Here is a 19899-nt window from a genome sequence, read left to right on the forward strand (position 1 = left end):
AGAAGCCGGGCATCGCCCGGCTTCCTCGCACATTCCCTCGCCCAACAGCAGGATCAGCTCTTCTGTTCCATCTTGTTGATGACGAACTTCACGCCCGGCACCTTTTCAGCGATCTGGCCAGCCTTGAACATCTGCTGGTCATCGGTCATCGGACCCTCGATGGTCACCTCTGCCTTGCTGCTGCTCACCTTCAGATCCAAGGCTTTCAGTTCCTGATCCGCATCCAGAGCCTGCTTCACGGAGGCCGCCAATTCCGCATCGGTCGGCGCAGCCACGGCGGCGGCGGCATCTGCATAGGCAGCATGCACGGCGAAAGTGCCAGACACGGCCAGGGCAGCCAGCAGCAGGGTACGGCTTGCAAGGTGTTTCATCATTTTCTCCAATTTCTCGCGACAAATGTCCAAGGCCACGATCCGCCATGCCAGCGGATCACACGGAATACCGCCATGTTAACGGGGAAACTTTTCAGTTTTGTTGCGACTCAATGACATCACACTAAACACGATGCCGGCGCGACACGCTCCCCGACGCGCGGGTTACAATCAACCGAACCACTCAATCACAGGGCCCAGAGCCTCGAAGCATGAAGCAGAAACCGTTCTTGAAAAGCTGGCCATTGTGGCTGATGCTGCTGACACTGGCCGGCTGCGGCACCACCCCGCCGCGCACCGGCACCACGATATCCCCGTCCACCGCCTCCAGCGCCAGTCCGGCCGCGCTGCCCAACTGGAACAGCCAGGCCCTGGGCGATACCCTGCAGGGCCTGCAGCAAAGCTGCCGCAGCCTGCAGAAAAAACCGTCCTGGAGCGGCGTCTGCCGCGAAGCCGGCACCCTGCCGGCCAGCGATGCCGACGCGGTGCGCCGTTTCTTCGAAAACCGTTTCACCGCCTGGAAATTGCAGGACGGTGGCCGCGACAGCGGCCTGATCACCGGCTATTACGAGCCGCTGCTGAACGGCAGCCGCACCCGCTCCGAACGCACGCCCTGGCCGGTTTACGGCGTGCCGCGCGACCTGGTCAGCGTGGACGTGCCGATGAGCCAGCGCAATCGCGGCACGCTGCGCGCCAAGCAGGCCGGTCCCAACCGGCTGACGCTGGCTGCCAATGGCAATATCGAGATCAATCCGGCCGACTTCGCCGCCGACCCGCGCGGCATCCGCCTGAAAGGCCGCCTGTCCGGCTCGCGGCTGATGCCGTATTTCACCCGCGGCCAGATCAACCAGGGCAGCATCGCCGGCAGCGCGCCGGTGATCGCCTGGGTGGAAGACCCGGTGGAGCTCTTCTTCCTGCAAGTGCAAGGCTCCGGCCGCATCCAGCTGGACGACGGCAGCTTCCTGCACGTGGGCTTTGCCGACCAGAACGGCTACCCCTATCAGTCGATAGGCAAATGGCTGGTGGACAAGGGCGAGATGACGCTGTCCGACGCCTCGATGCAGGGCATCAAGGATTGGCTCGCGCGCAATCCGCAGCGCCGCGACGAGCTGCTGTCGGTCAACCAAAGCTACATCTTCTTCAAGCCGCTGTCCGGCGACGATGGCGGCCCGGTGGGCGCATTGGGCGTGCCGCTGACCGGCGGCTACAGCATCGCCGTCGATCCGCGCTACATCCCGCTGGGCGCGCCGATCTACCTCGCCACCACTTGGCCGCATTCCACCGAACCGCTGGTACGGCTGGTGCACGCCCAGGACACCGGCAGCGCCATCAAGGGCGCGCTGCGCGCCGACCTGTTCTGGGGCTATGGCACCGAGGCCGGCATGTACGCCGGCCGCATGAAGCAGCAAGGCAGCATGTGGCTGCTGCTGCCCAAGGGGCTGACCCCCACTTCCGCGCTATGATCAAACGGGGCCTCGGCCCCGTTTTCTACAGCGACGCCAGCACCAGCAGCGCCATCCCCAGGCACACCAGCACGGTGTAGATCAGCAGCAAACCCAGCGTGCGCAAAGCCACCGCCAACTTGCCGCCGCCGTAAACCCGCCGTTGCGCCAGCCACAGATAGATTGACGTCCCGGCAAAAAACAGCCAGGCGGAAACCGTGGGCAAGACCAAGCCCAGACACAGCACCAGAAACAGCCAGGCGTGGAAATGCAGGGTAAACACCAGATGCATCCCATACACCCGGTGGCGCCCGAAATACGCCAACAGCAACAATAAGGCGAATAGCGGCATCAGGCCGAACAACACGTACGGCGCGTGGCCGCGCAGCGAATGCGACAACTCGGCGTTGGCCTCTTCCGGTTGTTCGCGGAATCTCTTGAAATCCTTGCTCAGATGATCGCCCCAGCGCTTCAGCAACCGGTCCGCATGCGGGTTGCCGGTTTGGGCGATCTGCACAGTGCCACGCTCGGCATCGGCCCACAGCAGCGAGCCGCTAGCGTCTTGCGGGGCCTCGTTATTATCCGCCTTTGCCAACGAGGACATTGCCGAGCGAGACGGAGTCTCGGCCAAATCGATGCTCGCCGAGCCGCCCACAACACCCAGCAGCACGAAGAATACAAAGCTGATGCTCAAGTACAGCTGGAACGGCTTGACGTAACGCTGACGCCGCCCCAGCAGATATTCCTCGGTCAAACGGCCCGGCTGCGCCAACAGCAGCCACAAGCTGCGCGTCAACGCGCCTTCCAGGCTGACATAGTGATGCAGATATTCATGAATGAACTCCCACAAAGTGGGAATCTCGATATGGATCTTCTGGCCGCACTCCGGGCAGAAGCGGCCGCAGACCGGATGATGGCAATTGGCGCAATGCTCCGGTTGACACACATGGCGGTACTTGTTCATCGGCGGATGAGGAAAAGGGGAAACCCCGATCTTAGCCAGCCGAGCCAATCATGCCAATAACATTTTTGATCAGAACTATCTTGCCGTATCCGCGCTGTGTCAATCGTTCGCCAGCCAGGCAATATTCCTTCGTACTGATAGGCATTGAGAGGCTGTTTGCAACCGCATTCTCAGCATTTCGAGAAGGGGTGGCGCGCGCCAGCCTGACGCTGCCGGCGGGGCAGCTGACCCACGTCCTTCGTCACAGCTTTGCCAGTCACTTCATGATGAACGGCGGCAACATCCTGGTACGGCAAAGGGCGCTGGGCCACCACAACCTCATCATGACCATGCGGTACGCCCATCTTTCACCCGACCATTTGAGCGAAACTCGCGAGCTGAGCCCGCTGCGCGCGTTGCACCTTTGTTGAACCCGACAAAGCAAAAGGGGTTGCGCTTGCGCGCAACCCCTTGATTGTCTGGTGGGCCCCCGGGGAGTCGAACCCCGCACCAACGGATTATGAGTCCGCTGCTCTAACCAAGCATGAGCTAGAGGCCCTGAAAGAGAGAGCGATTATAACGTGGAAAATAAAAATCCCCAAGCCTTGGCCTGGGGATTTTGCAAGATTTACGCCAAACGCTTACTGGCCGCCCGGTTCGTTGTCCAGGAAGCTGCGCAAACGCTCGGAGCGAGTCGGATGACGCAGCTTGCGCAGCGCCTTGGCCTCGATCTGACGAATACGCTCGCGGGTCACGTCGAACTGCTTGCCCACTTCTTCCAGCGTGTGGTCGGTGTTCATGTCGATGCCGAAACGCATGCGCAGAACTTTCGCCTCTCGCGGCGTCAGGGTATCCAGCACTTCCTTGGTCGCGTCCTTCAGGCTGGAGTACATCGCCGCGTCGGACGGGGCCAGGTTGTTCTGGTCCTCGATGAAGTCGCCAAGATGGGAATCGTCGTCGTCGCCGATCGGGGTTTCCATGGAGATGGGCTCCTTGGAAATCTTCATGATCTTGCGAATCTTCTCTTCCGGCATCTCCATCTTCTCGGCCAGTTCCGCCGGATCCGGCTCGCGGCCGCTTTCCTGCAGGATCTGCCGCGAGATGCGGTTCATCTTGTTGATGGTCTCGATCATGTGCACCGGAATGCGGATGGTGCGCGCCTGGTCCGCGATGGAGCGGGTGATCGCCTGGCGAATCCACCAGGTGGCGTAGGTCGAGAACTTGTAGCCGCGGCGGTATTCGAACTTGTCCACCGCCTTCATCAGACCGATGTTGCCCTCCTGGATCAAATCTAGGAACTGCAGACCGCGGTTGGTGTACTTCTTGGCGATGGAGATCACCAGACGCAGGTTGGCCTCGATCATTTCCTTCTTGGCGCGGCGCGCCTTGGATTCGCCCGCCGACATCTGGCGGTTGATTTCCTTCAGGGCCTTGATCGACAGCATCGCCTTGTCCTGCAGATCGGACAGGCGGGTCTGCTTCTCGATGATGGCGTGCTTGAAGCGGGTCAGCGCCTCGCTCCAGGCCTTGCCGGAGGCAATCTCGTTTTCCACCCAATCCAGGTTGGTCTCGTTGCCCGGGAACACCTTGATGAAGTGGGCGCGGTCCATGCGCACGCGGCTGACGCAGATGTCCTGGATGTCGCGCTCGTAAGTGCGAATCTCGTTGACGCGGCCGCGCAGCGACTCACAGAGGCTTTCCACTTGGCGGGTAGCAAAACGCACCAACATGAACTCGGTGGTGATCGCGTCTTGCAGCTCCAGGTATTCCTTACTCTGCGGACCCTTGGCGTTCAGCGCCTTGACCATCTTGTCGAACAAGAGGCGCACGCCGGCGAAGTGTTCCAGCGCTTCCTGCTTCAGCTCTTCCAGGTTGGCTGCGGCATCGGCGTCGGCGTCGACTTCCTCGGCGTCCTCGTCCTCTTCCTCTTCCTCTTCCAGCAGCTCGTCGTCGGCTTCCGGCTCGGCGAACTGGGCGTCAGCCTCGGTCGGGGCGTTGAGGTCGATAAAGCCGTCCACCACTTCGTCGACGCGGATTTCATCGCGCGCCACGCGCTCCATCAGCTCCAGCACCTCGGCGATGGTGCCGGGGCAGGCGGAGATGGCTTGGATCATGTACTTGAGGCCGTCCTCGATCCGCTTGGCGATTTCGATTTCGCCTTCGCGGGTCAACAGCTCGACCGAACCCATCTCGCGCATGTACATGCGCACCGGGTCGGTGGTGCGGCCGAATTCCGAATCCACCGAGGACAGGGCCGCCTCGGCCTCTTCCACGGCATCCTCGTCCGCCACCGACGGGGTGGCGTCGGACATCAGCAAGGTTTCAGCGTCCGGCGCTTCTTCATATACCTGAATGCCCAGACCGGAAATCATCGTCACGATGTTTTCGATCTGCTCGGCGTCGGATACGTCTTCCGGCAGGTGGTCGTTGATTTCGGCGTAGGTCAGATACCCACGCTCTTTGCCCAGCGCGATCAGCTGGCGCAAGCGTTTCCGCTGCTCTTCCAGGCTCATCACTTCCTGTGGGCTGTCCTGCACATCTTTCTGGTTTTCGGGAGAGGCCGCCATTTCGCTTCCTGCTTGAAAAAAAGCCGAAAAAAACAGTTGATTATAACACAACTACCTGAACTTTTCCGCCGAGCCTGTTAACTCGGCGGCGAGAACATTTCCCGCAACAACTGGCCCATCAAGACCTTCTCCTCTGGCGTCAAACCTTCGTGCCGGTCCTTCTGTTTTAGCCGCTCCAGCTGCTCCGCATGCAGCATTTTCAACAATCTGGCGTTGCCATCCTGGAACAGCTGGCGGTCGTCGGCGCCGGGGTCGGAGAACTCGTCCGGATCCTGCATCGCCTGCTGCAGCACGCTGTCGATCAAACCTTCGTACGGCGTACCGCGCAGGCCTTCAATCAATTGCGCCGTATTCGGCGATTCGCCATGCTCCAGCACGCGCTCGGCCAGCATGGCGAAGCAGGCCAGCTCGTCGGACAGCGCCAGGCTGTCTGGCAATTGGACATCGGCCGCCCATTCCGGGTTCATCAACAGCCACTTGATCAGTTTCTTGACCATGGTGGCGTTCAACGGACGCTGCGACTCCGCCGGCAGCCGGTACTCGCGCTTGCCGCCACCGCGGCCGCCGCGCTCTCGCTGCGGCTTGGCCTTGGCGCCGGTGAGCATGTCCAGCTCATCGACATCGACGCCGGCCATCTCGGCCAGGCGCTTGCGTATCATGTAGCCGAACGCCGGCGCGACGATCTGCGCCAGCAGCGGCGTGGCCACGCGAATCAGCTCCGCCTGGCCCTCCGGCGTCGCGAGATTGACGCCTCGGCACAGCTCGCGGGTGAAATACACCGATAGCGGCAGGCTGTGCTGGGTCAACAATTCCTCAAACGCATCGGCGCCGAATTCGCGGACATAGCTGTCCGGATCGTGCTCGGTCGGCAGGAACAGAAAATTCAGCGACTTGCCGTCCACCAGCTGCGGCAAGCTGTTCTCCAGCGCCCGCCACGCCGCCTTCTGCCCGGCGGCATCGCCGTCGAAGCAGAAGTAGACCTGATCGGCATGCTTAAGCAACTTGCGCACATGCTCGCCGGTGGTGGCGGTGCCCAGCGTGGCGACCGCGTAGCTTATGCCGTATTGCGCCAGCGCCACCACGTCCATATAACCTTCGACCACCAGCACACGGTTTTTATCCCGGATCGCCTGCCGCGCCTCGTACAGGCCGTAAAGCTCGCGGCCCTTTTCGAACAGCGGCGTTTCCGGCGAGTTCAGGTATTTCGGCTCGCCCTTGCCCAGCACCCGCCCGCCGAAGCCGACGATGGCGCCGCGCTGATTGCGGATAGGGAACATCAGCCGGTCGCGGAAGCGGTCATAGCGACGGCCGCTATCCTCGGCGACGATCACCAGGCCGGCTTCCACCAGCTTCTCGTCCTGATAGTTCTGGACGGCGGCTTCCAGGTTCTGCCAGCCATCCGGCGCGTAGCCGAGGCCGAAGCGCGCGGCAATCTCGCCGGACAGCCCCCGCCCCTTGCAATAGGCGACGGCATTGGCCGCGCCCTTCAGCTCGCGGCGGTAGAAATCGCTGGCCTGCTGCATCAGCTGCTCCAGCGACACCTGCTTCTCGCGCGCCTTGCGGCTGGCTTCGGGGTTGACGCTGCGCTCGTTCGGCACCTGCATGCCTATGCCTTCGGCCAGCAGCTTCACGGCATCGATAAAGCCTATGCCCTGATACTCCATGACGAAGCCGATGGCCGAGCCATGCGCGCCGCAGCCGAAGCAGTGGTAAAACTGCTTGCTGGGGCTAACGGTAAATGAGGGCGACTTTTCCTTGTGAAAGGGGCAGCAGGCCAGATAGTTCTGGCCGCCCTTCTTCAAGGGGACGTAGCGGTCCACCACGTCGACGATGTCGACGCGGGACAGCAGTTGATCGATGAAATCCTGCGGAATCAAATCCTGCCACCTGATGCGTAGGTCACGCGCTCAGCTTGGCCTTGATCAGCGCCGAAACCTGCGCCATGTCGGCGCGGCCGGCCAGTTGCGGGCGCAACGCGCCCATCACCTTGCCCATGTCCTGCATGCCGGCGGCGCCGGTATCGGCCACGGCCTTGGCGATCAAGGCTTCAATCTCGGCCTGGCTCAGCTGCTGCGGCATGTAAGCCATCAGCACGTCCATCTCGGCCTGCTCCTTGTCCACCAGATCCTGGCGCTGCGCGGCCTGGTACTGGGCGATGGAGTCACGACGCTGCTTGATCATCTTGTCGATGACGGCGGTGATGCCGGCGTCGTCCAGTTCGATACGCTCGTCCACTTCTTTCTGCTTGATGGCGGCCAGCAACAGGCGGATCGCCGCCAGCTTGTCGGCCTCCTTGGCTTTCATGGCGGACTTCATGTCGTCGGTGATGCGAACTTTGAGGCTCATGTCGTGCTCACTTGAGATGCGGCGCTGCGATGGCAGCATGGGAAATGCGGGAGTACAAATGGCAAAACCGCAGGCATGGCCTGCGGTCCTGCTTGGTGCCGGGAAAACTCTTAGTAGAGTTTCGGCGGCAGCATTTGGCTGCGGATGCGCTTGTAGTGGCGCTTAACCGCGGCAGCGTGCTTGCGCTTGCGCTCGGTGGTCGGCTTTTCGTAGAACTCGCGGGCGCGCAGTTCGGTCAGCAGACCAGTCTTTTCCACAGCGCGCTTGAAGCGACGCAGAGCTACTTCGAACGGTTCGTTCTCTTTAACGCGAATATTCGGCATTACTTAAGGGTCCTTGATTTCTTTAGGGCAGGGCCAAGGCCTCTGCCTGTAAAAACAGCATTTTAGCAATGTTGCTGCGATTATAAAAGTCTAAAAGGCTTCGTCACGCCTGGTTGTGGCGTTTTGCGCTGCAAACAGCGGGCGCTCAGGCCGAAAAAACGTCACGGCTTGACGGAAGAAATCACCCCCTCACTAGGAGAACTTGGCGTTGCACTATAAAAACGCTTCGGCATCCGGCCGGCCAGATAGGCGGCGCGGCCAGCTTCCACGGCCAGTTTCATCGCGTGCGCCATTTGAACCGGATTGCGCGCGGCGGCAATCGCTGTGTTCATCAGCACGCCATCGCAGCCCAGCTCCATCGCGATCGCCGCGTCGGATGCGGTGCCGACGCCGGCATCCACAATCACCGGAACTTTGGACTGCTCGATAATCAATTGCAGATTCCACGGATTCAGAATGCCCATGCCGGAGCCGATCAGGCTGGCCAGCGGCATGATCGCGCAGCAGCCGATTTGCTCCAGCTCGCGCGCGACGATGGGATCATCCGAGGTATAGACCAACACGTCGAAACCTTCGGCCACCAGCACTTCCGCGGCCTTCAGCGTTTCCTTGACGTTGGGATACAGATTATTGGGGTCGCCCAGCACTTCCAGCTTCACGAAGCGGTGGTCGTCCAACAGCTCGCGCGCCAGGCGCAGCGTGCGGATCGCATCCTCGGCGGAGTAGCAGCCCGCCGTGTTGGGCAGCAGGTTATACCGGCTTTGCGGCAAAAAGTCCAGCAAATTCGGCTCGTTAGGGTTCTGACCCAAATTCACCCGGCGGATCGCCGCCGTGATGATTTCCGCGCCGGAAGCCTCCAGCGCTTCGGCCGTCTGCTCGAAGCTGCTGTATTTGCCGGTCCCCACCAGCAAACGGGAATGGAACACCCTGCCCGCCATCACCAGTTGATCGCTCACCTGCGCACCTCTTCTTCTATTCGTTGATACGGCATGGCCTGCGCGGGCGAACTAGCCGCCGCCGACGGCCACCACGATTTCCAGCACGTCGCCGTCAGCCAGCCGCGCCTCGGCATAGCGGCTGCGCGGCACGATCTCGCCGTTGCGTTCGATGGCGATGCGCTTGCCGGTCAAGGCCAGCGCGTCGATCAGCTCGGCAAACGTGGCGACGCCGGCGACGCTTTTCGCCTCGCCGTTGATCTGCAAGTTCAATTGACTCATTTTCTCTCCACGCGTTGCACCACCGCCAGCTGGCGGATGGCGGCGAGCACGCGCTCCAGGTGCTCCACGCCCTCCACTTGCAGGCGGAAGTGGATGTTGAACAGGCCGTCGCCGTCGCGGCTGCTGTCCTGAGTGTCGGCGCTCTCGATATTGGCCGAGGCCTGCGAGATGGCGGTGGCGATGTCGGCCAGGGCCCCGCGCTCGTTGCGCGCCAGCACGCCGACGGTGGCGCCGAACATGCGGTCGCGCTGCGCCTCCCAGTTCACTTCCAGCAGCTTGTCGTGATCGGCGCGGCGCGCATTCGGGCATTCCACGCGGTGGATCACCAGGCCCTGGCCCTTGGTGATCACACCCAGGATGTCATCGCCGGGCAAAGGATTGCAGCAGCTGGACAGCTGCACCATGCCGGCTTCGTTGCCGCGTATGGTGATGGGGCCGACGCGCACGCCCTCACCCAGGCGCTCGCCCGCCAGCTCCAGCATGCGGCGCGCCACCACGATGGGCAGCAGCTTGCCGGCGCCGATCTCGGCCAGCACGTCTTCGAAGCCGCTGATCTTTTCGCCATAGGCGGCCAGGTATTCGCCGCGCAGCTCCTCGCTGACCGCCAGCGGCGTGGACGCCAGTGCGCCCACCGCCTGCCTGAGCAGCTTCTCGCCCAGCGAAACGGCCTCCTCGCGCTGCAGGCTCTTCAGATAGTTGCGGATGCCGGAGCGGGCGCGGCCGCTCTGCACGAAGGCCAGCCAGGACGGATTGGGCTTGGCCTGGGTCGACGTGATGATTTCCACGGTGTCGCCATTGCGCAACACCGTGCGCAGCGGCACCAGCGCGTGATTGACGCGCGCGGCGATGCAGCGATGGCCGATGTCGGTGTGCACCGCATAGGCAAAGTCCACCGGCGTGGCGCCTTGCGGCAGCACCATGATCTTGCCCTTGGGCGTGAACACGTACACCTCGTCCGGGAACAGGTCGATCTTGATGTGCTCGAGGAACTCGACGGCGTCGTCGCTCTCCTCCTGCATGTCCAACAGCTTTTGCAGCCACTGATGGGTGCGCTGCTGCGCGGTGTTGACGCCCTCGCCGCTCTTGTACATCCAGTGCGAGGCCACGCCGGCCTCCGCCACATTGTGCATCTCGCGGGTGCGGATCTGCATCTCCACCGGCGTGCCGTACGGGCCGAACAGCGTGGTATGCAGGCTCTGGTAGCCATTGCCCTTGGGAATGGCGATGTAATCCTTGAATTTGCCGGGAATCGGCTTGTACAGGCTGTGCAGCGCGCCCAAGGCCAGGTAGCAGGCCGGGATGTCGTTGACGACGACGCGGAAACCGTAGATGTCCAGCACCTCGGAAAACGACAGGTGCTTCTCCTGCATTTTCTTGTAGATGCTGTAAAGATTCTTTTCGCGGCCCTTGATGGTGGCCTCGATATTGCTCTGCACCAGCCGCTGGCTGACCGCCAGCAGAATCTTGTTGACCACTTCCCGGCGGTTGCCGCGCGCGGCGCGCACGGCCTTGGACAGCACGCTGTAGCGATGCGGATGCAGATGCTTGAACGCCAGGTCCTGCAGTTCTCGGTAGACCTTGTTCAGGCCGATGCGGTTGGCGATCGGCGCGTAGATTTCCAGCGTTTCCAGCGCGATGCGGCGGCGCTTGTCCTCGCGCATGGAGTCCAGCGTGCGCATATTGTGCAGCCGGTCGGCCAGCTTGACGATGATGACGCGGATGTCGCGCGCCATCGCCAGCACCATTTTGCGGAAGCTTTCAGCCTGGGCCGCCTCCTTGGTCTGGTATTCCAGCCGCTCCAGCTTGGACAGGCCATCCACCAGATCGGCGACGATCTTGCCGAACTTTTCGATCAGTGTCGGCTTGGTGACGCCGGTGTCTTCCAGCACATCATGCAGCAAGGCCGCGGCCAGACCCTGCACATCCAGCCGCCAGTCGGTGAGCATGGTGGCCACCGCCAGCGGATGGGTGATGTAGGGCTCGCCGCTCTTGCGGGTCTGCCCCTCGTGCGCCTCGCGGCTGACCGCGAAAGCCTGCTTGAGCAGCGCGACGTCTTCCGGCTTGAGGTAGCGGGCGGCGTTCTCGAAGAAAACCGCCGCTTCGGACTCGATCAGGGCGTCGTAGTCAATGCCGGTCTCAATGCCGCTGGCCATCGTCCACTCCAATTACAGCGAATCAGGCCTTGCCGCGGTTGAGGATTTCCTTGCCGACATGGCCGGCGGCGATTTCACGCAGGGCAACCACGGTCGGCTTGTGGCGACCCGGCTCGACAAAGGCGCTGGCGCCGGAAGCCACTTGGCGCGCGCGGTAAGCGGCGGCCAGAGTCAGGTCAAAGCGGTTCTGGATGCGATCCAGACAATCGTCAACAGTAATACGGGCCATGGGTTCTCTCTGCTAAATGACGTTACAGGGTTCACTATATCGAATTTTCGCCTTGGCAAGTCAGCCTCGGCGACACTATTTTTACTGCGCGCCGGCCGTTCCCATGTGGCGGAACATCTCGGCCAGGCGGCGGCACTGCACTTCGCTGCGCAGGCGGCGGGCGCGGACGATGCTGATCAGGTCCAGCCGCGCGCGCTCGAAGTCGTCGTTGACCACGATGTAGTCGTATTCGGCGATCTTGTCGATCTCGGCGCGGGCCGATGCCAGACGTCGCAGGATGACTTCCTCGGTATCGGTATCGCGGCCGCGCAGGCGGCGCTCCAGCTCCTCGATGGACGGCGGGGCGATGAAGATGCCGATCGCGCCGGGAAACACTTTGCGCACCTGCTCGGCGCCCTGCCAGTCGATTTCCAGCAGGATGTCCTGGCCCACTTCCAGGCGGCTACGGATCCACGGGGCGCTGGTGCCGTAGTAGTTGCCGTAAACCTCGGCGTATTCGAGGAAGTCGCCGCAATCGATCATGGCATCGAAGGTGGCCTTGTCGACGAAGTGGTAGTGCTTGCCATCGATTTCGCCCTTGCGCGCCGGACGGGTGCTGTAGGAAATCGACAGTTCGACGCTGGGCTCGGCCTGCAGCAAGGCGGTCACCAGCGAGGTTTTGCCGGCGCCGGACGGCGCCACCACGATGTAGATGTTACCGATGGGCTGGTCCATGAGAATTCAGTACAACTTTGCCAAAGAGTAATTTTTCAGGATAGCACAGCAGGCCGTGGATTGTTAATAGAAGACATATTTTCACGTCAAGATTTAGGTGTTTGAGCCCCCTCGGCCCGATAATGCGCCGTTTTCGTTTTGACGCAACACACCTTGGAGTCGCCCCGAATGCAACTGCTGGAGAGCTTGTTCAAGCTGAAAGAACACGGCACCACGGTCCGGACCGAAGTCATCGCCGGCTTCACCACCTTCCTGACCATGGCTTATATCGTGCTGGTCAACCCGCTGATCCTGTCAAGCACCGGCATGGATCTGAACGCGGTGTTCGTGGCCACCTGCCTGGCCGCAGCCCTCGGCACCGCCATCATGGGCCTGGTGGCCAACTACCCGATCGCCCTGGCCCCGGGCATGGGCCTGAACGCCTATTTCACTTTCAGCGTGGTCAAGGGCATGGGCCTGTCGTGGGAAACCGCCCTCGGCGCGGTATTCATCTCCGGCATCGTATTCTTGGCGGTCAGCCTGTTCAAGGTGCGGGAAGCCATCGTCAACGCCATTCCGCAGTCACTGAAATTCGCCATCTCGGCCGGCGTCGGCATGTTCCTGGCCATCATCGCGCTGAAGAACGCCGGCGTGATCGCGCCGCACCCGGAAACCTATCTGACGCTGGGCGACATCCATAAGCCGACCACGCTGTTGGCCATCGTCGGCTTCTTCCTGATCGTGGCGCTGGAATACCGCAAGGTGCCGGGCTCCATCATCATCGGCATCCTGACTGTGACCGCGCTGTCGATCGCCTTCGGCCTATCGCCGTTCAAGGGCATCGTCGCCCCGGTGCCGAGCATGGAACCGACTTTCATGAAGATGGACATCGCCGGCGCGCTGCAAGCCGGCTTGATCGGCGTCATCTTCGTGTTCTTCTTCGTCGACCTGTTCGACACCACCGGCACCCTGGTGGGCGTGTCGCACCGCGCCGGCCTGCTGGACAAGGACGGCAAGCTGCCGCGGCTGAAGCGCGCGCTGATGGCGGACTCCATCGCCATCACCGCCGGCGCCGTGATGGGCACCTCGTCCACCACCGCCTATGTCGAATCGGCCGCCGGCACCGCCGTGGGCGGCCGCACCGGCCTGACCGCCGTGGTGGTGGCGCTGCTGTTCCTGGCCGCGCTGTGGCTGTCGCCGCTGGCCGCCACCGTGCCGGCCTACGCCACCGCGCCGGCGCTGTGCTATGTAGCCGTGCTGATGGCGCGCGGCCTCGCCGAGATCGAATGGAACGACCTTACCGAATCCGCTCCGGCGGTGATGACCGCGCTGGCGATGCCCTTCACCTTCTCCATCGCCGACGGCATCGCCTTCGGTTTCATCAGCTACGCCGTGATCAAGATCCTGGCCGGCCGCTTCGCCGATCTGAAACCGGCAGTGGTTGTGATCGCCGCCTTGTGGGTGTTCAAGCTGGCGTTCTTCCACTAAAACCGGAATAATCGTTTCGCCTCAAGGCTCGCCGCTATTCGCGGCGAGCCTTATTTGCTGCCGGGTGAAGCGCTTCAGTCGCGCAGTCTCTTGATTTCGAAGTACAATACAGCCATGGAAAACCTCAGCAATCTCGACTACTCCAGCTACCTGAAAGGCTGGATCCGCACCGTGCCGAACTGGCCGAACCAGGGCGTGATGTTCCGCGATATCACCCCGCTGCTGCAAAACCCGAAAACCTTCCGCATGCTGATCGACATCTATGTCCATCGCTACATGACCGAGAAGGTGGATCTGGTGGCCGGCCTGGACGCGCGCGGCTTCATCATCGGCTCGGTGCTGGCCTATGAGCTGAATGTCGGCTTCGTGCCCATCCGCAAGAAAGGCAAACTGCCCTTCACCACGGTGGAAGAGGAATACGAACTGGAATACGGCAACGCGACGGTGGAAATGCATACCGACGCCTGCAAGCCGGGCGACCGCGTCATCCTGATCGACGACCTCGTCGCCACCGGCGGCACCATGATGGCCGGCTACAAGTTGCTGAAGCGCATGGGAGCCGACGTGCTGGAAGCCGCCGCCATCATCGAACTGCCGGAACTGGGCGGCGGACAGCTGGTGCGCGACGGCGGCCTGGACCTGTTCACCGTCTGCAGCTACAAGGGGCACTGATTCCCAAGCGCCGCTTCAACCATCGCCAACGGAACCGTTCACGGTTCCGTTTTTTATTGCCCGCCGCCAAGCAAAAAAGCCCGGCGCAAGGCCGGGCAAGGGACACGGAGTCATACCACTACTCAATCTTTCTCCAGGGACACCTGAACGGCCTGTCCGCTGACCCGCAGTTTCAGCGGCGCGCCCGGCGTATTGGCCCATTCCCCGTTCACGGTCATGGCCTGGCCATTGACCTGATGATCCAACTTGGCCTTGCGGTTGGCGCTGAACGCCAGCTTCACCATCTGGCCATGGACCTGAACATCGGCCGCCGGCTGCGCGCCGTGCAGCTCGACATCCGCTTTGACGGCCTGACCGTCGAGCGACAAGGTCCGGCCCTCGCCCTTGAAGTCCAGCGTCAAGGCGTCGCCCTTGGCGTTCAGCTCGCCGACCTTGCCTTCGACATCGCCCTTGATCGCGCGGCCATTGAGCTTGACCAGGCGGTAAGCGCCCTTCAGATCGACATCAATCGCGTGCCCATGCACCTGCACGGCATCAAACGTGCCGTTCAGGTCGCCATCGAAAGCCTTCAAGTCGACATCGATCTGCTTGCCCGGCTTGACGTTGCCCTTGATCACCAGGCCGCAGCGGTCTGCCGCCACGGCGCCCAGATCGATCTGAAACGTCAGCTCTCCGCCCTGGCGCGTGGCGTTGACTTTGCAACGCGTGTCGGACCAGTTGCGCTTCTCCAGATTCAACTTGTACGGCTTGCCGGCGTCGGCGCTGAGCTCCAGCTTCACGGCATCGCCGCGGAAATTCAGCTTGTCGATATTGCCGGTCTCTTCCGCCTGGGCGGCGCCTGCCGCCAGCATCAGGCAGCAGGCAATTCTAACGGGGTGCATCAATCCATCCTCCTCACAGAACTTCAATTCAAAAACAGCCAGTACAGCGCGGCGCAAGCCGTCAACGCCGCGGCGGCGCCGGCCAGGCGGACCGCCAGTTGCTGGCGGCCATGGCGCAGAATGCGGCGGCGGGCGAAGACGGCGGACGCCATTTGCCGGGTCTCGGCCAGGATGGCCAGCAATTGGCCTTCGCTGCCGCGGTCGCTCGCCGCCTCGCGAATATAAGCGCGATAGTCGTTGAGAATCTTGCGCAATTCGGCTTCCGGCAGCTGTACCAAAGTCAGTTGCAACTGTTGCAGGCAGGCATCGTTCTTCATGATCGTCACTCCCATTTCATTGCAAGTTTAGGGTTCAGGCCGCGGCGTTTTCGCGGTCTTTGCCGGATACCAGTTCAATCTGATACTTCACGTAAGCCACCAGCGCGCGCCAGGTCAGCCGCGTCAGCCAGACGCAGAACAGCAGCCCCAAGGCGCCAGCCGCCAGCAAGCCCAAGCCCACCACCAGCGCGCTCATCCCCACCGACAGGCCTGGCAAGGCATCGATCTGGATGTGGTCGGTGCCGTCTTTGAGCGCGATCCTGCTTTCTGAAATTTCCAGCGCGCTATCGCCATCCTTCAGCGAGATGCTGCCCTTCGCGCCGCTGGCCTCGAACTTCAGCGCGGCGCCGCCTGCCGAGGCATCCAACTTCACCAAGCGGCTGTTGTCGTCGACGCGGGCGGTGAACACATCCCCGCTGTCTTCGCGCAGGGTCAATTCGCGGACTTCGCGGCCGTCGACGCTGACCTCGTGCTCATCGATCCGGGCCAACTTGCGCACGGCCGGCTGGCTGGCATCCACCTGCAATTTGCCCTGCTGTTTGAACACCAGCAGCGCGTCGCCCTGCCGGGTCTTGAGCTCGAAACGGTCGCCATCGTCCGGATTCAACATCAGGCGCCCTTTATCTATCCAGACCTGCTCGGCGTGATCGTCCTTATCGCTGCGCCAGGCCATTTCCGCGCCATGGTCGCCGTGGCGGCCGATATACCAGCCGGAACCGTCGCTGGTGAATTGCGGCCAGCCGAACAAGCCATGGCTGCCCCAGGCCACCACCACCACCAGGCCGCCCAGCAGCAAGCTGACCGACACGATATAGCCGACAGTGAGGAAGAGCAGATAGATCATGAAAGGCAAGGCCAGCACGAAATTCAGCACGCCCAAGCCTGCGATCGAGACCACCACCCGCGACAGATTGGTGAAGGAGCGATGCTCCTGCCATTGCCGATAGTGGGTTTGCGCCTTCAATTCGCGCGCCAGCTTGTGCGGGCTGCCCAGCGCCGCCACCACCTCGGCCTCATCGCGGCCATCGGCCAGCGCGTCGTTGAAATACTCCTCATAGTCGGCGAGGATTTCCTTCACCGTTTCCGGCCTCAGGCCGGACAGCCCCAGCTCAAGCTGACGCAAAAATTCTTTCCGTGTCATTGCGGTGCCTCCTCTGTCATTGCCGCCGGGCCGCCCCGCAGCACGTTTTCCACTTCCGCCACAAATTCCTGCCACTCCCGCCGCATCGACTCCAGCTCGCGCCGGCCGTTATCGGTCAGCTTGTAATATTTGCGCGAGGGTCCGGACGACGATTCGACCAGATAGGTGCTGACCCATAACTCATTCTGCAGCCGGCGCATCAGCGGGTAGATGGTGCCTTCGCTGATGTCCATCCCCTGCGACAGCTTGCTGACCAGTTCGTAGGCGTAGCTGTCGGCCTGCGCCAGCACCGCCAATACGCACATGTCCAGCGTGCCCTTTTTCAATTGTGTCTTCATGTTCGATCTTCCTCGTCGACTGGCAATGCACGATACCTTGCATTACAAGGATCATCGTTGGACTGCTGCATGCGGATGTCTGACTGAACTGTATGACAAGATACCTTGTATTGCAAGGTATCTTTCATTACCCTGCGCAACGAAAATGAAACTGCTGCTTTTTCACCACAGCGCCGCGTTTCACGCTGCATTGCAAAAAAAGGATTTGCGACCATACTTTAGCCATGCCCATGCGCTACCGATTGACATCAATCTTCCGGAGAAACTGACGATGGCACAGGCTTCCAAACCTTCTATCGCCTTGGTGCTGGGCGGCGGCGCCCCCAATGCCACCCTGATGGCCGGCGCGCTGGTGGCGCTGGCTGAAGCCGGAGTGGAATTCGATATCGTCTCCGCGTCCGGCGCCGGCGCCATCGTCGGTCTGCTGTACGCCGCGCCCAGACAGGGCGACGCCATCGCGGCGCTGAGCAAGCTGGCCGACATGGGCGTATCCGACCCGCTCTACAAGCTCTTCCCGATCAATTACAAGGTGTTCAACAAGCCCGGCCAGCTGGCGGATGCCTGGCGCGCCCTGCAGGGGCGCAATCCGCTGCTGCAGGCCATCCAGCAGCAGGCGGACGATGGGCCGGCGCAGCGGCTGCTGGCGGACTGGACCGGGCTGCTGCTGGCCACGCTATGCCCAAGCGACCTGAACACAGACAGCCAAGGCTTGTGCGCCCATGTGCCATTCATCGAACAGGTTGTCGATTTCGCCAAGCTGAAGGATTTTAAGCCGGCCTTCTACCTCAACGCCTATAACATCAGCCATGGCTACATGCGTTGCTGGGAAAAGCGCGAAATCACCCATGACCACTTCCTGGCGGCGTTGTCCTTCCCGTTCATCTATCCGCCGTACAAGCTGGACGACGGCGACTATATCGAAGGCGCGGCCATCGACACGCTGAACTTCAAGCGGCTGTTCGAGCTACATCCGCACATCGACTACACCATCGTGTTCGACGTGCTCGGCAGCAGCCGGCTGCTGCACCCGCCGCGCGACCTGTACGATGCCTGGGTGCAGTCCATCATCGCGCCGCTGACCGCCATCGCCCGCGACGACCTGCGGCTGTTCGAAGCGCTGCACAACCGCGACGAGCGCGGCCAGCCGCGCACCGAGGTGCTGAAGATCAATTTCGACGCCCACATCGGGAAGGAAAGCGCGCGCGAGGAGCTGGACTGGTCGTACTCAAACCTGGCCAGGCTGTACCAGGCCGGCTACCAGGCAGGCAAAGACGCCTGCCGGCAGTATGGACGGCAGTTGGGCCTGTAAAATCGGCCAGCGGTAGCCTGCATCCGTCCCGGCCATACTGAAGCTTCGCCGCGGCCCACGCGCCTGGCGGACCCCATCGAATCATCCTGCCAGGAGACCGCCATGGCCTTCCCCACCGCAGTCAACGATCAAATCACCGATGCCGTCACCCAGGCCAATGTCAAAGTGGTGGGCGACGCCCCGGCCACGGCGATTGGAAACCTCTACCAGTTCCTCGCCCACTCCGCAGGCATTCTGTACGAAAACGCCGTCTCGTCGCAGCAGCAGCTTGCCATCGCGGACCAGGCCGCCACCAACCAAGGCGTGATCCAGATCTACAGCGTGGACATAGGCGGCCAAGCGCTCGGCCCGATGGATGCGGCCGAAATAGAAGCGCTGATCCAGCAGCTCAAATCCGAATAAGCGCGCGCCAAATGTGAAAAAAGGGCTGCCATGTCTGGCAGCCCTTTCGTTTCGATCCAGCGCGCCGGCCCGATCAATACCAGTCTATACCCGGCTTCTCGGTGCTGATGATGGTGCCGGCCTCGCCCTTGACGATCCTCTCGATGTCTTCCAGCGCGCCTATCACCGCCTTCTTGCCGGTGAGACGCGCAAACTCGCAGGCAGCTTCCACTTTCGGCCCCATGGAGCCGGCGGCAAAGCCGAGCTTGTCCATCTCGTCCGGGTGCGCCTGGCGGATGGCCTTGGCCTCCGGCGTGCCCCAGCCGACGAACACGCTCTTCACGTCGGTGGCGATCACGAAGTAATCCGCGTCGATCTCCCGCGCCAGCAGCGCCGAAGCCAGGTCTTTGTCGATCACCGCCTCCACGCCGACCAGCTTGTCGCCCTCGTACATGGTGGGGATGCCGCCGCCGCCGGCCGCGATCACCACCACGCCCTTTTCGATCAGCCACTTGATCGGACGCATTTCGAAAATGCGCTTCGGTTTCGGGCTCGGCACCACGCGGCGGTAGTACTGGCCATCCGCCTTGACGCTCCAGCCCTTCTCCGCGGCCAGCTTATCCGCCTCTTCCTTGGAGTAGACCGGGCCGACGAACTTGGTCGGATTCTTGAACGCCGGATCATTGGCGTCCACTTCGGTCTGGGTCAAGATGGTGGCGATGGGCACTTCGAAGGGCAGCACATTGCCCAGCTCCTGCTCCACCATATAGCCGATCATGCCCTCGGTCTGCGCGCCCAGCACATCGAGCGGATACGGGGTCACCGTGCCATCCACGTGACGAGCGTAGGCATCGTTCTGCAGGCCCAAGAGGCCCACTTGCGGCCCGTTGCCGTGGCACATCACCAGGTTATGTCCCAGCCGGGTGACGGCGGCCAGTTGCTCGGCGGCCACTTTGACGTTGGCGCGCTGGTTATCCGCGGTCATGGCCTCGCCACGACGTTGCAGGGCATTGCCGCCCAAAGCTACGACGACTCGCATAAATCTTCCTTCCGAATACTGTCAACGAAACCGGCCAAGGACTCCGGTC

The 19899-nt window shown here is 62.1% G+C and carries 22 protein-coding genes and 1 tRNA gene; 6 read left to right on the plus strand and 17 right to left on the minus strand.

What is annotated here, in order from left to right; genetic code table 11:
• Nucleotides 1-53 precede the first annotated feature (53 nt).
• A complete protein-coding gene (locus BI343_RS06715) occupies nt 54-371 on the minus strand; it encodes a BON domain-containing protein (protein WP_071109143.1) in 318 nt (105 codons plus the stop codon).
• A 212-nt stretch (nt 372-583) separates the two neighbouring features.
• Here BI343_RS06715 and mltA point away from each other — a divergent pair, with 212 nt between their 5' ends.
• Nucleotides 584-1834, plus strand: a complete 1251-nt coding sequence (gene mltA / locus BI343_RS06720; protein ID WP_071109144.1) for a murein transglycosylase A — start codon at nt 584-586, stop codon at nt 1832-1834.
• A 25-nt stretch (nt 1835-1859) separates the two neighbouring features.
• On the opposite strand, the gene BI343_RS06725 is transcribed toward mltA, so the two are convergent.
• Nucleotides 1860-2777 (minus strand): DUF3667 domain-containing protein, encoded by a 918-nt coding sequence (locus BI343_RS06725; RefSeq protein ID WP_071109145.1) that lies wholly within the window; start codon nt 2775-2777, stop codon nt 1860-1862.
• Between the two features lie 50 nt (nt 2778-2827).
• Here BI343_RS06725 and BI343_RS20565 point away from each other — a divergent pair, with 50 nt between their 5' ends.
• A complete protein-coding gene (locus BI343_RS20565; protein WP_083340850.1) occupies nt 2828-3187 on the plus strand; it encodes a tyrosine-type recombinase/integrase in 360 nt (119 codons plus the stop codon).
• Nucleotides 3188-3236: 49 nt separating this feature from the next.
• Here BI343_RS20565 and BI343_RS06735 read toward each other — a convergent pair.
• The 10 genes from BI343_RS06735 to gmk form a co-directional block, all read right to left on the minus strand.
• Nucleotides 3237-3315 (minus strand) — tRNA-Ile (locus BI343_RS06735).
• A gap of 82 nt (nt 3316-3397) precedes the next feature.
• The gene (gene rpoD / locus BI343_RS06740; protein WP_071109147.1) at nt 3398-5323 is read right to left on the minus strand and encodes an RNA polymerase sigma factor RpoD; all 1926 of its coding nucleotides are present in this window, start codon (nt 5321-5323) and stop codon (nt 3398-3400) included.
• Nucleotides 5324-5400: 77 nt separating this feature from the next.
• Nucleotides 5401-7200, minus strand: coding sequence for a DNA primase (gene dnaG / locus BI343_RS06745; protein ID WP_071109148.1), 1800 nt, complete (start codon nt 7198-7200; stop codon nt 5401-5403).
• A 22-nt stretch (nt 7201-7222) separates the two neighbouring features.
• Nucleotides 7223-7669, minus strand: coding sequence for a GatB/YqeY domain-containing protein (locus BI343_RS06750; RefSeq protein ID WP_071109149.1), 447 nt, complete (start codon nt 7667-7669; stop codon nt 7223-7225).
• Nucleotides 7670-7779: 110 nt separating this feature from the next.
• Complete coding sequence (gene rpsU, locus BI343_RS06755) at nt 7780-7992, minus strand: 30S ribosomal protein S21 (protein WP_043578765.1); 213 nt, start codon at nt 7990-7992, stop codon at nt 7780-7782.
• A 161-nt stretch (nt 7993-8153) separates the two neighbouring features.
• Complete coding sequence (locus BI343_RS06760) at nt 8154-8948, minus strand: thiazole synthase (protein ID WP_280513323.1); 795 nt, start codon at nt 8946-8948, stop codon at nt 8154-8156.
• 51 nt (nt 8949-8999) lie between these two features.
• Nucleotides 9000-9209, minus strand: coding sequence for a sulfur carrier protein ThiS (thiS, locus tag BI343_RS06765; RefSeq protein ID WP_043621762.1), 210 nt, complete (start codon nt 9207-9209; stop codon nt 9000-9002).
• Nucleotides 9206-11362, minus strand: a complete 2157-nt coding sequence (locus tag BI343_RS06770) for a RelA/SpoT family protein (RefSeq protein WP_043621765.1) — start codon at nt 11360-11362, stop codon at nt 9206-9208. The genes thiS and BI343_RS06770 overlap by 4 nt, the downstream gene beginning before the upstream one ends.
• A 22-nt stretch (nt 11363-11384) precedes the next feature.
• Complete coding sequence (gene rpoZ / locus BI343_RS06775; protein ID WP_043578754.1) at nt 11385-11591, minus strand: DNA-directed RNA polymerase subunit omega; 207 nt, start codon at nt 11589-11591, stop codon at nt 11385-11387.
• An 81-nt stretch (nt 11592-11672) separates the two neighbouring features.
• Nucleotides 11673-12305 carry a guanylate kinase gene (gene gmk, locus BI343_RS06780; protein ID WP_071109150.1) on the minus strand — a complete coding sequence of 211 codons (633 nt, stop codon included), beginning with the start codon at nt 12303-12305 and terminating at the stop codon, nt 11673-11675.
• A gap of 153 nt (nt 12306-12458) precedes the next feature.
• On the opposite strand from gmk, the gene BI343_RS06785 reads away from it, so the two are divergent.
• Both BI343_RS06785 and BI343_RS06790 read left to right on the plus strand, forming a co-directional pair.
• Entirely contained in the window at nt 12459-13772 is a 1314-nt protein-coding gene (locus BI343_RS06785; RefSeq protein WP_211269397.1) for an NCS2 family permease, read from the plus strand.
• Nucleotides 13773-13886: 114 nt separating this feature from the next.
• A complete protein-coding gene (locus BI343_RS06790) occupies nt 13887-14444 on the plus strand; it encodes an adenine phosphoribosyltransferase (RefSeq protein ID WP_071109152.1) in 558 nt (185 codons plus the stop codon).
• A gap of 122 nt (nt 14445-14566) precedes the next feature.
• Here the strand turns inward: BI343_RS06790 and BI343_RS06795 are convergent, their stop codons facing one another.
• The 4 genes from BI343_RS06795 to BI343_RS06810 are packed head-to-tail and all read right to left on the minus strand — an operon-like array spanning nt 14567 to nt 17121.
• Nucleotides 14567-15325 carry a hypothetical protein gene (locus BI343_RS06795; RefSeq protein ID WP_139165670.1) on the minus strand — a complete coding sequence of 253 codons (759 nt, stop codon included), beginning with the start codon at nt 15323-15325 and terminating at the stop codon, nt 14567-14569.
• 23 nt (nt 15326-15348) lie between these two features.
• Nucleotides 15349-15642 (minus strand): DUF1700 domain-containing protein, encoded by a 294-nt coding sequence (locus BI343_RS06800; RefSeq protein ID WP_071109154.1) that lies wholly within the window; start codon nt 15640-15642, stop codon nt 15349-15351.
• A gap of 34 nt (nt 15643-15676) precedes the next feature.
• On the minus strand, nt 15677-16783 hold the full coding sequence (locus BI343_RS06805; protein ID WP_071109155.1) for a DUF1700 domain-containing protein: 1107 nt from the start codon (nt 16781-16783) through the stop codon (nt 15677-15679).
• Nucleotides 16780-17121 carry a PadR family transcriptional regulator gene (locus BI343_RS06810; RefSeq protein WP_071109156.1) on the minus strand — a complete coding sequence of 114 codons (342 nt, stop codon included), beginning with the start codon at nt 17119-17121 and terminating at the stop codon, nt 16780-16782. The genes BI343_RS06805 and BI343_RS06810 overlap by 4 nt, the downstream gene beginning before the upstream one ends.
• 271 nt (nt 17122-17392) lie before the next feature.
• Here BI343_RS06810 and BI343_RS06815 point away from each other — a divergent pair, with 271 nt between their 5' ends.
• Both BI343_RS06815 and BI343_RS06820 read left to right on the plus strand, forming a co-directional pair.
• Entirely contained in the window at nt 17393-18430 is a 1038-nt protein-coding gene (locus BI343_RS06815; protein ID WP_071109192.1) for a patatin-like phospholipase family protein, read from the plus strand.
• A gap of 102 nt (nt 18431-18532) precedes the next feature.
• Nucleotides 18533-18832 (plus strand): RebB family R body protein, encoded by a 300-nt coding sequence (locus BI343_RS06820; RefSeq protein WP_071109157.1) that lies wholly within the window; start codon nt 18533-18535, stop codon nt 18830-18832.
• A gap of 73 nt (nt 18833-18905) precedes the next feature.
• On the opposite strand, the gene arcC is transcribed toward BI343_RS06820, so the two are convergent.
• On the minus strand, nt 18906-19850 hold the full coding sequence (gene arcC, locus BI343_RS06825; protein WP_071109158.1) for a carbamate kinase: 945 nt from the start codon (nt 19848-19850) through the stop codon (nt 18906-18908).
• Between the last annotated feature and the right edge of the window lie 49 nt (nt 19851-19899).

It is taken from the genome of Chromobacterium amazonense (assembly GCF_001855565.1).
GTDB classification, from domain to species: Bacteria; Pseudomonadota; Gammaproteobacteria; order Burkholderiales; family Chromobacteriaceae; genus Chromobacterium; species Chromobacterium amazonense.